Here is a 16,393-nt window from a genome sequence, read left to right as displayed (position 1 = left end):
TGACTCTTTAGTCAGAGGCAAGTGAGACTAGTAATTGACGCCTTAAGTGATAAGAATTACATTGCTGTAACATAAAGAAATTGTTGCTATGTAAAAGAAATAGCGCAATTTTTGTGACTCGCATAAAAAGAAATGTTTGAATTGATTCTCTATTTTTCAAGGAGAATATCCGCACCTATAACGCCGGTTTTCTTCTGTATTCTTAAGGATGTAATTGTTAAATTTAATAATAAGAGAGCGATTGATTAATCTCAGTAAAATAGAAGCCTTAGATTTAAGCTTTAAAGTAGCTTCATCGCGCTTCGGCAATACCAGAAATTTACTAAAACACGTCTTTGAAATATCAATTTTGCTTCTCTCACTGCTGCTCACTGCAACACTTCTAAAATGCACAACATAGATGATCTTCAGAAGCTGTTGGAGATTCTACCCCAGGAGATCCAGCAACCCTTAGAGTGCCATTCCCAACGCGACACGCTAGTTGAAGTCGTGCTTGATCTGGGGCGGCGACCCGAGGCACGATTCTCACATCAGACGGGCTCTTACGCTCTTTTGGTGAAGTAGGAAACTTGAGCAGGCTGAAACCTAAGAGATGCGTCAGGGCAAGCAGCGGTCTCAACTTTGCTTCACCAAAATTGCGTGACAGCCCAAACAGCGCCGTACGCGACAGCAATGTCACGCAACGTCTTGGATTTAAACTACATGTCGTTGTCCTGGCTGCACTAGTTTTGTGTTGTGAAACACTGGCGGCTGCTTTTGAAAACAAGTGCTTAAGCCCGTTGATGAAATTTCTGGAATTTATTCCTCCTGTTGGTTGAGTTATCTGATTACTAATACTTACTAATATCTAGTTCGTAGGCTTGTATGTCTGTATGTTCCAGAGGTTTATAGCCATACAGCCTAACAATTCAAATAAGAGCCGCCATGCAGAATACAAATGAGAACCCGTCGCGGATGGACGAGCGGGATGTGGGTCCCGCTGATACGAATGCCGCCGAAGCGACGCCGGGATTGATCCACCTTCACTTTGGCGCGGGCCGTCTGGGGTTGGGGCTTATCGCGCCTTGGTTTCAGAAGCCGGGATCGAAGCTCTACCTCTTCAACCGCGCCGTCTCAGGCACCAACGCCACCGGTTCTACCGCGCTGGACGCCGTCCGCCGCAACGAGCTGCTCCGCGACCATCCTCAAAAGAGCTACCTCATCCAGCAGCCTGGCGAGTCCGCATCTAATGGCGTCGCCGTGCGTTACGACGGTTTCTTCGCTTACGACGAGGAGAATCCCGAAGCCGCCGTTCGAGAAATCGCCGGGCAAATCGGCCCGGAAACCTCGGTGATCGTCACCGCTTCCGTCCTCAAGCCAGAGAACTACCGCGCCGTCCTCCGGGCGCTCGACATCCTGAGCCAGAAGAAACAGTCCGAGCCAGATGCGATGGGCCGGGTTTTCCTGATTGCCTGCGAGAACACGCTAATCGCCAGCGAGGTTTTGGAGCACGAGTGCCTTCAAGACCTCATCACGCCCGAAACCCGCCGTCACGTGACGCCAGTGCACGCCTTAGTCGACCGGATGTGCGTGGGACTGGAGGAAGACGACTCCCACTCTCATCCCACGGTTCTGGTGCGCGCCGAGGAATACGGCGTGGTCAAGCTAGAGCTATGCCCCGAGACCGAGGAGATGGCGGAGTTGTGCCGGGACAGCCGCATCGAATGGAGTCGGCATGTGGAAGTCGAGAAGCAGATCAAAAGCTGGCAGCTCAACGGTGCCCACTGGCTCATCGCCCTGCACGCCCTAGATACGCATGACAACAAGACCGACTTCAAGCTCAAGGAGTTCTTCGAGTCCTCGCCCGAAAATCACCAGTTCACCCGCGACGTGATGCAGGAGATAAGCGAGGGCATTGCCATCTTGCTGCGCAAAGACCCAACTTACGCGGATTTCGTGCGCGACGTGGATGTCGAGGTGTATCTCGCCGGCAACGCTGCCAGCATCCTGCGCCGATTCGAGACCACGGACGATTCCATCACCCGCATCTTGGCGCGCTTCCACACCCCGACTCCCGATAATTACGACACCATCCAGTCTTTCAGCAAGCGTTTCGCGGATCGCGTCGATCTGCCAATGAAGGCTCACATGTCCGCAAAGGGCGCGACGCCTGCGACAGACACCGGCATCAAGAGCCTTTACCACCTCATCTCCCAAGGCAACTTCATCGACACGGTGCAGTCCGCCTCTGAGCCGGATTCCGAGCCGGGCTCTCAATCGGCAACTCGGGGTGCTTAAAGTATGACTTCAACTCAACTCATCATTTTCGACTGCGACGGGGTGCTCATCGACAGCGAAATTGTCGTGTGCCGCCTGGTGAGCGAGGAGCTTTCGCGCCTGGGCTATGGGATGAACACCAAGGAGGTCATCCGCCGTTTTGCCGGTCGCCCCGAACGCGAGATGGTCGCCGACATCGAAGCCGATTGGGGACAGAAGATTCCCGCCGAGTTCTTCGCGCGCGTCAAGGAGCGCACGGAAGCTGCCTACGCGAGCGAACTGTGCGCCGTTCCGGGGGTCGCCGAGGCTTTGGACAATCTGCGCGTGCCGCTGTGCGTCGCCTCTAGCAGTTACCCGGAAAAGCTGCGGCTTGGTCTGCACTCTGTCGATCTTCTCGAACGCTTTGAGCCTCATGTGATCAGCGCCTATGTAGTCGCTCACGGCAAGCCCGCACCCGACGTGTTCATCTACACCGCCGGCTGGATGCGCACTCCCGTGGCGCACTGCCTGGTCATCGAGGACAGTACCCACGGCGTCCATGCGGCCCGGAGCGCGGGCATGCGCGTGTTTGGATTCACGGGAGGACAGCACTGCGGCCCCGACCACCGCGAGTACCTCATGCAAGCCGGGGCCGAACTGGTCTTCGATAACTTTCGCCACCTCGCTGATCTGGTGGCTGCCGAGGTCTGATATGGGAGATGAACCGCGATGTCTCTGGGAGGCGATCTCGGCTAGAACAGCCAACTTTGCTGGGCTCTTGCACAGTTTTGGTGAAAAGGAGTGTGACCAATAATCTTTCTCACACATCTACTATGTTCCAGCTTGCTTGAATTACCAACTTCACCAAAAGAGTGCAAGAACCTGTTGCTGTCACTTGATAGCAAGTACCCTGTAGAAGAATTGTAGGCGCTTAGACAACAGCTCTAGTTTGTACTTTCAGCGAATACGATCAAGCAGCGGTACCTGAGACTGAACAAGCATCTCTTGGCTTTGCTGATTCTGAAAGCCTGTTTGGATCCGCAGAAGTCCCATTTGTTTCAGAATCGCTCAATGCTGCTTCTGCTTTGAGTTTAAACGTTTTTTGATTAAGCTCAATCGATGGCTTGAACTGAACGAGAGAATGCGTATTTGAAGATAGTTGTAGTACGTGCATTAGTCCAGCGATAGTCCAAGCTCTGTAACACAGGTGCACTACAAACTAATAGCGCGATGAGATTCGGAGAGTTTCATCCTTCAGATCCCTTTCCAATTCATTAACTATTACTTAGAACTTAGTGAATTCGAATGCGGCTGTATTCTTTGCCGTGATTAGCGTTCAGCGCTGATTTCTGCTCTCGATGATTTTTCGGAATGTCCTTTTTCACTAAGTCCTTAGCTATAGAGTGTGATAACTTAGTGAAAAGATCAAGGCTGGCATGGCGTTTCAAAAAGGCAAAAATCCGCATCATCCGCTTCCGGGATCTGTTCTCACAGTTGAGCCGATTCGGGATAAGCGGGCGATCGAGCGGATTAAGAAACTGCTGCGCGACCAACCGCGGGACCTCTGTCTGTTTGTTCTGGGAATTAATACTGCCTTCCGGGCGAATGAACTGCTTTCGCTCACGGTGGGTCAGGTGCGATCGCTGCAACTCGGCGATGTGCTGCGGGTGAAGCAAAGCAAAACGGGGAAGTTTCGGAGCGTGACGGTGAATGGGGCGGTGGTCAAGACGATCTCCCAGTACCTCACTGCTCATCCCCTTCCCGATGACGCGTTCCTGTTCCAAGGCAAGCGCGGTTGCCTGACGGTTCCGACCGTGAGCACGATGGTGAAAACGTGGTGTCAGCATGTGGGATTGAAGGGCAAGTATGGCAGTCACAGCTTGCGCAAGACTTGGGGGTATTGGCAGCGACTAGAGCGCGGGACTGCCATTCCACTGCTGATGGAAGCCTTTGGACATGCCACGCAACAGCAGACGTTAGCGTATCTGGGGATTCAAGCCGAGGAGATTGCCCAGATTTATGAACTGGAACTGTAAACGCATAACAACTGGGTACAGGCAGTGCTTATCGCTGCTATCAAAAAAAGCTCGTTTACGGATAGGGCACAAAAAAGGATTGTGTCGCAAATACTTTTTTGTGACAAACGAAGTATCTCGTTCGCGTTCCGTTAAGCACTAATTCCGAAGAGTTTTTCAATCCTTGAAGTGTACAGCGCTCAGACTGGCTGGATGACGCGAACTTGTCCCACTGTCATTTAATTAGTCACTGTACACTAGCTATCTTGTCCATTGATTGGAGCTGACCAGCAAAGGTACGAGTGTCATGCGACGATTTGAGCGAGTGCAAGTCTTAATGCTGAGTAAGCAGCTTCTCCTGATGATTTCACTATACTAAAAGCGATTTATGCCTGCCCAGAATTATTCTGACAAAACAGTAAAGGACGAAAATAAATAATCATTAAGAAGTTCACCTTTCTTCTCAGAAAGACTGGCCAACGCTATCACTAGCCTCTACCATAAGACATAGGCGTGAGACATAGGCTGAGATTTTGCATTACTTCCCAATATATCTGTCGCACTTGGTTTATTCTCACAGCAAAGATACGGGTAGCCATAGTTGGTTTTCGCTTCTAAAACCCGCGTCATGGAGTAGCCTCAGTGGCTTTGTAGTTGAATTGCAGTATTCCGAGCAGAACTTGATTGATACCGCCACAAATAAATGCCCCCTGAAAACCTAATGTCACACTCTATCGCTACAGTCTCTCCACCAAAAACAGATATTTATATGGGTCGATCCAGCCAACAGATTAAGGCAGAAATTGAGGCAACACTTGGATTTATCCCTCCCTTTTTTGAACCTGCAGAACCCTCTCCCCAAGTATTGGAGAACCTTTGGCAGCAGACGCTCGCTGCCTATATTCATAATCCTCTGCCAGCCTTATTTAAGGAGAAACTTTCTGCCTACCTTTCGCGCTTTTGTGTCGTTCCTTACTGCATGATTTGTCACAGCTGTACCCTACGCCCTCTGGGACTGTCAGCACGAGAGGTTCTCGCATTACTCGCCTCTCCACCGCCTGTGCTCGCAGCACTCGACGAGCATCTCAAAAAGTTGGCAGCGCAGCCCCGTCTCTTGGAGGATTGGTCTAACTTAACCCCCTTGGCTGAAGCCAGTCTGCTTCAGGTGGCAATTTTTATTGCCTTGGAGAGCGAACAGGCGAAGACTTACCGCGATACTCTACAGCAGTTTCTAGGCGTTGTGAATTACAAGCATTTGCTTGCCTTTATTGCTTATGTTAAAGCGTGTCATGCCTGGATGGAACTCCATCCTGAAGTCGTTTACGAAGCCGATCGGCGCGTGCAGAACAACCTGAATGCGTTACTCGAAGAGGAACCCAGTTTGGCTGACTTCTTTGGGAACTACCAGGAGAGAGTCAAGCTAGAATGCCAAAGTCGAGCGGAGCAACTCGCTGAGCTGGCGAAACAGCAATGGCGAGAGAAAATCCTGAGTCAACAGGTCGATCGCGAGCGGGTAATGACCGGAATTGCTCAGCGCATTCGTGGATCGTTGGATTTGGAGAAGATTTTAAGAACGGCTGTCACAGAAGTTCAGCAGTTTCTTCAAGTGGATCGCGTGTTTATTTATCGTTTTGCATCAGATTGGAGCGGTGAGGTCACCGTCGAAGCCGTTGTTCCAGAGTGTTTACCGATTCAGGGAACGAGAGTGGCGGACTCCTTCTTTATCCAACCTGGCAATCGAGCACTTTATCAGCAGGGACGAATTCACGCGGTTTCTGATATTCGCGCTGGAAATCTCTCCCAATGTCATCTTGAGTCGTTAGACCGCCTCCAAATCCGGGCGAACTTAGTCGTGCCAATTGTGCAAGACGAGCAACTCTGGGGACTGCTTGTAGCAAATGATTGCACCCAAGCCCGACCTTGGCAACAGATCGAACTGGAGTTGCTCAAGCAACTGTCCACCCAGCTAGCGATCGCCATTCAGCAAGCCCAACTGCACCAACAAGTGCAGACCGAACTGATGGAACGTCAGCGCTCCGAAGAGAAAATTCGGGAGCAAGCCGCGCTGCTTGATGTCACAACCGATGCCATTTGGGTTTTAGATTCAAATTATCAAATCCTCTTCTGGAATCGGGGCGCTGAACAACTTTACGGTTGGCTGAAAGCTGAAGCGTCAAGCCTTCGTGCCAACGATCTGCTGCGTCAAAAAGTTGCGCCTACACTCGAGAAAATTCAAAAGACTGTGCTTGAAGCCGGCAAGTGGCAGGGAGAATTGCACCAATTGACCAAAGACGGCAAAGAGATTTTGGTTGAGAGTTGCTGGACCGCCATGTTTGAAGCTGATCAACTGAAATCGATCTTGGTTATCAATACAGACATTACTCAGAAGAAACAACTTGAGCGGCAGTTTCTTCACGCCCAGCGGCTAGAGAGCTTGGGGACACTAGCAGGCGGAATTGCTCATGACCTCAACAACATTTTGACCCCCATCCTTGCGGTCTCCCAGTTGCTTCAGCTCAAACTCACGGATGCAGATGAGTCGACGCGGCAGTTCCTGAAGATACAGGAAACGAATACGAAACGGGGAGCAGCGCTCATCAACCAAATCCTATCGTTTGCACGGGGAGCCGAGAGCAAACGCAGAGCACTTCAAGTGCGATACGTGATTGCGGAAATAAAGCAGATTATTGACGGAACGTTTCCCAAGTCAATTGAAGTCTCAACTCAGATTGACACTGACCTTCAGGTTGTTTCTGCTGACACAACACAACTGCATCAAGTGCTGATGAATCTGTGTGTTAATGCTCGGGATGCCATGCCCGCGGGAGGATGCTTAAGTGTTTCTGCTCAAAATCTCTGGATTGACGAAAGCTATGCACACATGCATCTTGATGCCAAGGTTGGTCCTTATATAGTCATTTCTGTCGCGGATACGGGTAGCGGGATTTCGCCTGATGCCATCGATCACATCTTTGATCCATTCTTCACCACGAAGGAGGTGGGGAAAGGAACAGGACTTGGACTGTCCACGGTGAATAGCATTATCCGAAGTCACGGAGGCTTTATCAATGTTTATAGCGAAGTCGGACAAGGCACCCAATTTAAGGTTCACTTGCCAGCGATTGCAGGAAGGGAAACTCAATCGATCCGAGAAATAGAACAGCCCCTCGGCAATGGAGAGTTGATTTTAGTGGTGGATGATGAAGGGAGCATTTGTGAGATTACGAAAACGACGCTAGAAACCTCTGGATATAAGGTTTTAACGGCTAATGACGGCATCGAAGCGCTTGCTTCGTATGCCCAACATAAGGACAAAGTAGACGTTGTTTTGATGGACATGATGATGCCGAACATGACAGGTCCCGCAGCAATCCAGATTCTTAAGAAAATGAATCCGCTCGTCAAAGTGGTTGCGGTGAGTGGGCTTCCTTCGAGTGACAACGTGAAGGAAGCGATGCATTTAGGAGCCAGCGCATTTCTGTCGAAACCCTATACCGCTCAGGAATTACTGAAGGCGCTGCATGAGGTAATGCATGCGGTGGGTCAGCCAAGTGAGCAGGAGTCTAGTCGGACTGATGCAATGCCCATCAACCCTTTCTAATATTTTCGCGACGCTGCCTCCATTGAGAAAGGATCCTTTTTTGATAGGGCTTTTTGTCACTCCTTAGCAGAACCTGAAAGCTAAGAAAACCAAAGGTTCTTCTTGAATGCTGAAATTGATGAAAAGACAGCCCTTTTTTGATAGGGCTAAATGCTCGGATTTATTGAAGGTTAAAAAGTATAATCTGCGATTAGTGGTCGTTAGATTTACACAAGATGATGCCAACTGAAGGACGATCGCCAAGGTTGTATCTACTCAGTTATTCTGTGAAAAGTACGACACATGTCGTACTTTTTATTTTCGCTTGCACTTGAAAGGCTAAAATGATCGGCATGATTATTACTATTGCATCTTTCAAAGGTGGGGTTGGCAAAAGTACGACTGCTATCCATATTGCTACTTACCTTGCCAGCAAACGAGGTAAGACTGTGCTTGCTGACGGAGACTTAAACCGTTCTGTCATTCAGTGGGCTGAACGTGGTGGCAAAAGTGTGCCTTTTCTCGTTTGTGATGGTGAATCTATTCCTGCTGACTATGATCACCTTGTGATTGATACCGCTGCGCGTCCCACTGATGCTGATCTCGCTGCCCTTGCCGAAACCTCCAATCTCCTTGTTATTCCTTGTACCCCAACAACTTTTGCTCTTGAAGCTACGATTGGAACGCTCACGACTTTACCGACAGGTCGATATCGCATCCTGCTCACTGTTGTCCCTCCCAAGCCTAGTCGAGAAGGCGAGAAAGCTCAACAAGCCCTCAAGAAAGCAGGGCTTCCTATCTTTAAACCCATGATTCGACGATTTTCCGCTTATCTTAAAGCAGAGAACGCAGGTGTTCCCGTCAACCAAATTCGTGACCCAAAAGCTGGTGAAGCTTGGCTTGAGTACGAAGCCGTTGGCAAAGAATTGTGGAAGGTAGCTAAGAAATGACGGATTTAGACAAAATTATTGCAGCTGCACGAGCTAAACAGCCCCTGTCCTCCTCTCCAGAACAAATTAATTCATTTTCTCAAGGCAGCACACTACTACTTGACGAGATTCAGCCGAGATCGCAAAACACTCGCACGCTTAATCCTGTTCATGTGAAAGCCCTTGCCGAATCTATCTCTGTTTTGGGTCTCATTGAACCCCTTGTTGTAGATAAACAGAAACGACTCTTAGCTGGTGGGCATAGGCTTGCCGCAATCATTCATCTCAAAACGCATCAGCCTACTGCTTACCACCGACACTTCCCAAATGAGCAAATTCCGATTCGCTCCCTAGCAATTGACGCTGATCAGGAACCTGACCTGGCGCTGCAAATTGAGGTTGCTGAAAATGAGCAGCGTCGCGACTATACCCCTACTGAAGTTAAAGAGATCGCAGCTCGCTTAAAAGCATCAGGTTATGTTGAGGTCCAAGGTCGCCCTAAAAAGGGACAAAAGCCGCTAATGCCTGCTTTAGCTGTCGTTGTGGGAAAGAACCTTCGCACAATTCAGCGGTATTTGTCAGAAGACACAATATCCATAAGAAGTTCGTCTCTAAAAAGCACGACACGTGTCGTACTTTTGAAGCAGACTCTTGCCAAGCTTAAGCAGATTCAATCTGATCCACCTACAACTCAGGGAGGGAAACAGCTTTTAAGGATTCTGCCAAAAGTTATGACCTTGATAGAGCAGTGTATTGAAGAAGATTAAAACCAAGATTTAGAAAGACATGAACAAGTCGGAGATGTCGATCTAGTGCGTCGTGATTCAATTTTCTATAAATTATTCCAACAGGCTCCAACGCTACTGTTTGAGTTGTTAGAAGAGTTCCCCTCGAATGCTGGGCAGTATCGCTTCGACTCAGTTGCAGTGAAAGAACCCAGATTTGAGATTGACGGCGTGTTTTTACCACCAGATGCTGAGCCGGGCGTTGTCTATTTCTGCGAAGTTCAGTTTCAGCGTGATGAGGTGCTGTATGAGCGACTATTTGGTGAATCGTTTTTGTATTTCTACAGAAACCGGAGCCGTTTCACGGACTGGCAGACTGTAATTATTTACCCATCTCGCTCGACTGAGCAAACAGAAACGCACCCTTATCGATCGCAGTTAAATAGCAATCAGGTGCATCGGGTGCTCTTGGATGAGTTGGGGGAGATTGAACAGTTGCCGCTAGGGGTAGCGCTGATGGCTTTGACAACGGTTGATGAAGCGAGTACGCCGGAAGTGGCGAGGGCTCTGCTAGCGCGATCGCGGGGAGAAGCATCTCAAGAGGCAATCCGCGCCATAATTGAGATGATTACGACGATTCTGGTTTACAAATTCACAAATCTAAATCGGCAGGAGGCGGAAGCAATGCTAGGAATTACAACCCTTCAAGAAACACGATTCTATCAGGAAGCGAAGGAAGATGGACGCGAGGAAGAAGGGAGAGGATTGGTTCTACGTCTATTAAATCGTCGTTTTGGAGTGTTGCCTGAATCCTTGTCATCGCAGATTGCCAACTTATCGCTGACTCAAATCGAATCCCTGGCAGAAGCACTACTGGATTTTCAAACGCTCTCTGATTTGAAGATATGGTTACAGCATTTGCAAACGAATTGACAGCTTTAGTCTGCTGTGGCTTAACTGTCACAATTCTAAGGATGCAATCTCGCTTGGACTAATCTTGGAGTAAATCACTGTTCGGTTATATTTTCAAACTCGCATTCGCTCGTTGCGTAACTGCCACAAGCTTAACGACAAAGCAAGCTTTCAAGGATGAACGTCTGCGCTCGGGCACAGACGTTCAGACCAATGATTACACTATCGGCTTACCTCTGCGTGGGTGTCTCTGTAAGGCGGTAGTCATGGAAGACTACAGCACTCAAAACCACAAGTATCCCAGCAACCAGAAATACCACTCGCACACCCGCAGGCTGTGCTAGCGTGTAACCATAATGAGAAAAAATGGGTGGGATAATCAGGGTTGAGAACGATAGCCCCATGCCAGCCGAGAACGAGAAAATACTGTAGTGAAACGCTTCTCGCCGCTGTCCCGTGACGATTGCATCCTGCTCGACGACGGCTCCCATCATCGCGTAGACCAAGATAAAATAACCGCCGAGAAAAGGTCCCAAAAAGCCTAAGCAGAGTGCGGCTTGAAGCCCAGTTGATAGGAAGGAAATCCATCCCACTGCGGTCAGCAAACTTGTAGTCACTGCCAACCCAAACAAGGACACCTTTAGTAATTGCCGATCCGGATAGTCTCGGTTCAACCGATTCCACACGGGAGCGGCAGCCAGCATCACTATCACCACCAAACCCTGATAGCGTCCCACGGCTGCCTCTGGTTCTTGCAAAATCAATGCAACAAAGTAAGGCAGGTTCGAGAGCAACATCGCGTAAGCAGTCTGTACGAGAATCGTGGAGCTACAAAGGATCAGGAACGGGCGATTCCGCAGGGTGGCACGAAGACTTTGCCAAAAGCTCATCGATGCGATTGCTTCGCCCTCGCCCGTTGGGTCGAGTGTAGGCAAGATCCGCTTGGGGAGAACTGGGAGTGTCAGTCCCACCGTTACTGCCCCAATGGTTCCGATCACTCCCCCCATGGCGATCGCTCCCCAACGGCTATAGACACTGCTAGCAATGACTGCACCACCCAACACGCCCAGAATGCCAAAAATGTTTTTCCACATACTGAGCCGAACGCGCTCAACTGCCGTCGCTGCCATCTCGGGCAAGCTGCCATCATAGGGGACACCAACGAGACTCATCCCTGTATACAGAATGATGGTCATTGTCAGGAAATAAAGGGCATTCGGCAAGCTGGGATAGGAAGTCAGAGGCGTCCAGAGGAATAACAGCGCCCCGAGAGTCATGAGGCTGCCGAGCACCAAGAAGGGCGTTCGTCGTCCCCAGTGGCTCTGGGTGCGATCGCTCCAATGGCCGATGAAGGGATCAATGATGGCATTCCAGACGCGACCGATCGCCAGTAAGATACCCAGGACTGTGATCGAGAGATATTGCACAGCCCCTGTATTGGGCGGAGGTGCATAGTAGTAAAGCAGCCAGGTCGAAATGGCAGTGTTGATTAAATTAATACCGCTGGAAGTGCAACTGTAGAGCAAAGTTTGCCGGAGAGTAAGGATAGGAGACATCTTGAAGGGTGACAATGAGGCTGAAATGTAGAGAAGATGTAGGATAGCGGCATTTAGAGACAGAAAACTCGTCATGCTTGACAGTCTATTGCAACAGCGCTATCAAATTGTTGCAATAGGCTGTTCCTCAATTGGTGCCTACCACTAAGAATCCATTTCTTCCCCAGTCCTGCAACAGCGCTAAAAATCCGTCGCTCGACGAACAGCCAGAAGCAAACTCGAACCGCGCAATTTGAGCGACACAGTAGTCGGCAGAAGCCGCTAGAACCACCCGCTCCTCCTCAGAAAACGGTTGCCCACGAGCTATCTCGTATTCTTGGACGAAGGCACGTGCCCCATCTGGGCTCGGCGTTAGCGGAGCTAGAATGTCCCACTGCGCTGTAAATTGGGCTGCTGCCCGTCCTACTATCTCTGCCTCTGAGGCAGCACACAGCGAGTCCCAGGCGTACACTAAACAGATGTGATCCCCATGAAATCGGCAGTTCTTAGTGCCCCAATCGAGATGTGCGGGCAAGAGCGGCAGCGCTTGAACTTGGATGATGGACTGAGCGCGACGTCCGATGTCGTCGATCCACTTTGCTTCATGCTAGTCAGCTCTGCCAGAACTTGGGCGAGCTCTCGACGAACCAAGGGGTCGTGAGCATCCCGCACTGTCCCATCCCTGAACGTGTAGAAAGCTCCGATAATGCCGTCCTCCGTCTGAAACAATCGAGAGCAAGGCGGTGGTGCTGGGAAACTAGAGCGTACCAATCTGTCCAGGCACCGATGCACAGCTGCAAGTTGCGTCAGTAATTGGGAGGGGTGGAAGAGCTTGAGGACGACCTGCTCGCCCGAGCATAGCTGGAGACCGAACACGGCTCCGACGCTCTTCTCGGCAAAGAGTGCCCCACAAATGCCTTGTCCAAGTTCTTCTCCTGCCAAACGCTCGACGAGCATCGAGATCTGTTGGTTTGACCTCAAGCCGGTAATTGTTGCCGTCCGCTCGCCATTCCCCCTCGAACTCGGCATCGAGTCGGTTATGCAGTGGAGGCAGTTCAGCCATCGCTCTCTCTTGCTATCCCAATTTTTGTTCACGAAGATCGAGTTCATCTTATTCTGTTCATCTCGACTCAGCAAGGCGCTTAGGCGGGCGGAAACTTAGAATACGCTGGGTCGAACTCCTCAACAGATTTTTCTTTGTAGCCCTGAAATTCTGCACCCACGCAGACTGTGTGAAAACTCAGAAAGCTGCGCCAATCGGAATTTTTCTTTTCTTGGTGAGAACCGATGACATTTCCCTAGCATCACCAATTATTTCTAGCGGTCTGAGATCAGGGATCTTCCATTACGAATCCTACTCATTTACCGTTCTTTTTGCTGCTAACCCGGCAAGCATCGCTTCCACTCCTAAAATGTTGAACACTCGTTTCAAGTTGTAGCTCAAAATCGATAAACTCATCTCGCCCCTGACCTTGGTTAGCCCACGACACAAGAAGTAGCCTTGATTCATTCCTCCACCTGGTTGCGGGTTTTGCTTAAAGGTTGATGTGAACTATTGAACAGCAGGGTCAAATTGAGCTTTCAAAGGACAAGAATGATCAAAATTGATCGTTTTCCTGCCGCTTTTCCCAATATTTCCGATTGCAAAGCACGACCATTCTGGGTCTCGACAACAGAGACCCCCAGGAGAATAGATGACAAAGGGGTTAGCCCTGCAGAAATGGCGGAGATTGATCATCGTGTATGCCAGAGTTTTCAAGGCATAGTGCAATCCACTGATTCGCTCGAAGCGCAGCAGTAAGCGACGGAACTTATCCTCCCAGGCGAACACTCGCTCGATGGTGTAAAAGCGTTCCTGAAAGATTGCCGGGTCGAAGATCGGTTTGCGTCCTCGCTTCGGAGTCTTTCTGCCACGTGGATTTGCAGGAATATTCGGCATCATGCCGCGATTGAAGATGGCTTTGCGATTCGCCCGGCTATCGTAGACCCCATCGAGACTGACGAGAGTCTGGTTCAAGTTGAGTCCGACCGTCTTGGCGATGCGGGTGACTTGTGGCAGCGCTGCCTGCAACAGCGGCGATTCGTTCCGATTGCCAGGAGCTGAAATAAAAGGGGCAATCACGTTGCAGTTGCGGTCACAGAAGGCAACGACTTTGTCTCCTTTGAGGTGCTTGTGCCCGCTGAATCCGAGATTGTCACCCCCTTTCTTTGCCGCAGTCATCGTCCCATCGCCATGAATGACGCTGATATCGAGGTACTCGTGCTGGTGAAGCAGCACCACCGTCTCTGCAAAAATGGCATCGAAGCACCCTTGGGCTTCAAAGCGCCGAAAAGCGGAGTAGATCCGAGTGTAATGAATTTCCGGTTGCCCCGCTTTGTTCTGCTTGATGGGCAGTTCCTTCCACTGACAGCCGAGGTACAACAGTTTCAAAATATAGTTGAAGATGGCGTGCAAAGAGAGCTTTGGCTGAGGTCCGCGACTGCCGAGGTGCAAGTGGGGCAAGACAAATTCTTCAAACTGTTTTAAGGTCAAATGCGTGGGAATCCATTGCCACTGGTAGGCTTGAGGCATTTTTGCTCCGACCGATGGTTCAAATAAAAAGACTTGAGCCATTTTAGTCAGAAACGATAGAAGCCTATGCAAATAGGAGCTTTCAGACAAATTCGCCCAGATGGAAAACCCGCAACCAGTTGAAAGTCAAACCCAGTTTGACGAATTCCTGCAAGTGCAACTGTTGGAATAGTAACAGTAACTGCACATAGTAATCCAAGCAGCACCTTTAATGTTATGGATGGTTTCATTATTGGCTCCATGTGAACTAAAGCAATCAAGACCTGAATAGCTCTATTTTGGGAGTTTAAGTCAACTTCTGACATTACCCACACAGGTACTTTCCTTCTAAGTAACACATAAAATAGTACAGAACCAGAAAGTCAAAACCGACTAAGGAGCGATCGCACCATCACCCTCGCAACCTCCCACTTCAACCGATGAATGATCCAACCAAATTGAACCCTCTCCCATCCTCGCAAATTTGGATCACTCCACACCGATCGCCAAAATTGCTATCCCAACGGTAAAAGCTGCGTTCCCAATCATTGCTCGGTGAACGGCTGCAGCTTATGTTGATGAACTGCCTGCAATCTGACTTTCTGAAGCAGCGATCACAAAGTTATCCGCGCCAGATGCAACACGATCACATCAGGACAGTACACCACTCACCCCCCAGCCGCCGTTAACCGTTGCCCCCATTCTCGATCGCCCAAAGAAAGCAAATCTTCTCGAAACCCGCCAACAGAATCTAATCGCAGTTATGATTTAAGACACAGGCAATGTAACCAATCGATGTTAGCCAGATCCTACATGATTCGCTCTATGCAGCCCGAAGAAGTCCAGCTTGCGATCAAGTGGGCAGCCGTAGAAGGCTGGAATCCGGGCTTACATGACGCAGACTGCTTTTTTGCTGCGGACTCAACAGGTTTTTTAGTCGGATTACTCGACGATGAGCCGATTGCAACAATCTCGGCAACAAAGTACGGCAATTCTTTTGGGTTTATTGGCTTCTACATTGTGAAACCAGAGTATCGAAATCAAGGCTTCGGGATTCAGATTTGGAATGAAGCCTTAGAACGATTGCAGGGTCGAACGATTGGGCTAGATGGTGTCGTGGCACAACAACAGAATTACCAGCGCTCAGGATTCCAACTTGCACATCGAAATATTCGCTATGGCGGAATTGGTGGAGGTAGCGTTTTACCGGATTCAAACTTAGTTGAATTGTCCCAAGTGCCATTTGAGCAGATCATTGCTTACGATCGTGCTTTCTTTCCCGGAGATCGCAGTGCCTTCTTACAGCGATGGGTCACTCAACCGGAAAGGGTTGCCCTTGGATATTGGCGGAACGCTCAGCTTGTGGGCTACGGTGTGTTGAGGAAGTGCCATTCTGGATACAAGGTTGGTCCATTGTTTGCTGATGACCGCGAGATTGCAGAAATATTGTTCTTAGCGCTGAAAGCAAAGACAGAGATCGACGCACCAATTTACCTGGATGTACCTGAGATCAATCAGGCGGCAGTCAGTTTAGCGGAACAGCAGGGAATGACACCTGTATTCGAGACAGCCCGGATGTATTCGGGTGAAGCTCCTGTATTTCCAAGCGATCGCTGGTTTGGAGTCACGTCATTTGAACTTGGCTGAAGGTTTGAATCATTCCAACAGATAAAAAAGAAGCCAAAGCCCTCATGATACTAACTTTAAAAATTTCCTAGAATTGTCCGTGAACTGTTTGCTATCAATCATTTCTGGGTTATTTCTGCGGATTAATACCTAAGGCTTTACAACTGCGATTGGCTTTGTTGCATGAATCGAAAAAGAGACTGTTCTGAGATTGAGAAAAGCCGAGATTAAGCTTCAACGTGATAGCTATCCGGTTTGGCAATCTGAATCATGCGATTAAGCGCC

At 49.6% G+C, this 16,393-nt stretch carries 13 protein-coding genes and 1 pseudogene; 8 read left to right on the top strand and 6 right to left on the bottom strand.

What is annotated here, in order from left to right:
• The first annotated feature begins 924 nt into the window (after positions 1-924).
• The 7 genes from H6F51_03450 (at position 925) to H6F51_03420 (ending at position 10,417) form a co-directional block, all read left to right on the top strand.
• On the top strand, positions 925-2,277 hold the full coding sequence (locus H6F51_03450; protein MBD1821566.1) for a hypothetical protein: 1,353 nt from the start codon (positions 925-927) through the stop codon (positions 2,275-2,277).
• Positions 2,278-2,280: 3 nt separating this feature from the next.
• Positions 2,281-2,946, top strand: coding sequence for an HAD family hydrolase (locus tag H6F51_03445; protein MBD1821565.1), 666 nt, complete (start codon positions 2,281-2,283; stop codon positions 2,944-2,946).
• Positions 2,947-3,671: 725 nt separating this feature from the next.
• On the top strand, positions 3,672-4,271 hold the full coding sequence (locus H6F51_03440) for a tyrosine-type recombinase/integrase (GenBank protein ID MBD1821564.1): 600 nt from the start codon (positions 3,672-3,674) through the stop codon (positions 4,269-4,271).
• A 700-nt stretch (positions 4,272-4,971) separates the two neighbouring features.
• Positions 4,972-7,851, top strand: coding sequence for a response regulator (locus H6F51_03435; protein MBD1821563.1), 2,880 nt, complete (start codon positions 4,972-4,974; stop codon positions 7,849-7,851).
• A gap of 332 nt (positions 7,852-8,183) precedes the next feature.
• Complete coding sequence (locus H6F51_03430) at positions 8,184-8,780, top strand: ParA family protein (GenBank protein MBD1821562.1); 597 nt, start codon at positions 8,184-8,186, stop codon at positions 8,778-8,780.
• The gene (locus tag H6F51_03425; GenBank protein MBD1821561.1) at positions 8,777-9,526 is read left to right on the top strand and encodes a ParB/RepB/Spo0J family partition protein; all 750 of its coding nucleotides are present in this window, start codon (positions 8,777-8,779) and stop codon (positions 9,524-9,526) included. The genes H6F51_03430 and H6F51_03425 overlap by 4 nt, the downstream gene beginning before the upstream one ends.
• A gap of 45 nt (positions 9,527-9,571) precedes the next feature.
• Entirely contained in the window at positions 9,572-10,417 is an 846-nt protein-coding gene (locus H6F51_03420; protein MBD1821560.1) for an Rpn family recombination-promoting nuclease/putative transposase, read from the top strand.
• Positions 10,418-10,626: 209 nt separating this feature from the next.
• Here the strand turns inward: H6F51_03420 and H6F51_03415 are convergent, their stop codons facing one another.
• The 6 genes and pseudogenes from H6F51_03415 to H6F51_03390 all read right to left on the bottom strand — a co-directional run bounded on the left by H6F51_03415 (position 10,627) and on the right by H6F51_03390 (position 14,808).
• The gene (locus tag H6F51_03415) at positions 10,627-11,952 is read right to left on the bottom strand and encodes an MFS transporter (protein ID MBD1821559.1); all 1,326 of its coding nucleotides are present in this window, start codon (positions 11,950-11,952) and stop codon (positions 10,627-10,629) included.
• Between the two features lie 127 nt (positions 11,953-12,079).
• Complete coding sequence (locus tag H6F51_03410) at positions 12,080-12,403, bottom strand: hypothetical protein (protein ID MBD1821558.1); 324 nt, start codon at positions 12,401-12,403, stop codon at positions 12,080-12,082.
• A complete protein-coding gene (locus H6F51_03405; GenBank protein ID MBD1821557.1) occupies positions 12,403-13,041 on the bottom strand; it encodes a phosphotransferase in 639 nt (212 codons plus the stop codon). Before H6F51_03405 ends, H6F51_03410 begins: the two co-directional genes overlap by 1 nt.
• 244 nt (positions 13,042-13,285) lie before the next feature.
• The gene (locus H6F51_03400) at positions 13,286-13,441 is read right to left on the bottom strand and encodes a hypothetical protein (GenBank protein MBD1821556.1); all 156 of its coding nucleotides are present in this window, start codon (positions 13,439-13,441) and stop codon (positions 13,286-13,288) included.
• 366 nt (positions 13,442-13,807) lie between these two features.
• Positions 13,808-14,503: pseudogene (locus H6F51_03395) on the bottom strand (transposase).
• 47 nt (positions 14,504-14,550) lie between these two features.
• On the bottom strand, positions 14,551-14,808 hold the full coding sequence (locus H6F51_03390) for a hypothetical protein (GenBank protein ID MBD1821555.1): 258 nt from the start codon (positions 14,806-14,808) through the stop codon (positions 14,551-14,553).
• Positions 14,809-15,277: 469 nt separating this feature from the next.
• On the opposite strand from H6F51_03390, the gene H6F51_03385 reads away from it, so the two are divergent.
• A complete protein-coding gene (locus tag H6F51_03385; GenBank protein ID MBD1821554.1) occupies positions 15,278-16,129 on the top strand; it encodes a GNAT family N-acetyltransferase in 852 nt (283 codons plus the stop codon).
• Positions 16,130-16,393: the final 264 nt, after the last annotated feature.

It is taken from the genome of Cyanobacteria bacterium FACHB-DQ100 (genome assembly GCA_014695195.1).
Taxonomy (GTDB): Bacteria; Cyanobacteriota; Cyanobacteriia; order Leptolyngbyales; family Leptolyngbyaceae; genus Leptolyngbya.
Note: the sequence above shows the minus strand (reverse complement) of the source record. Positions and strands in the feature narration are given on the sequence as shown.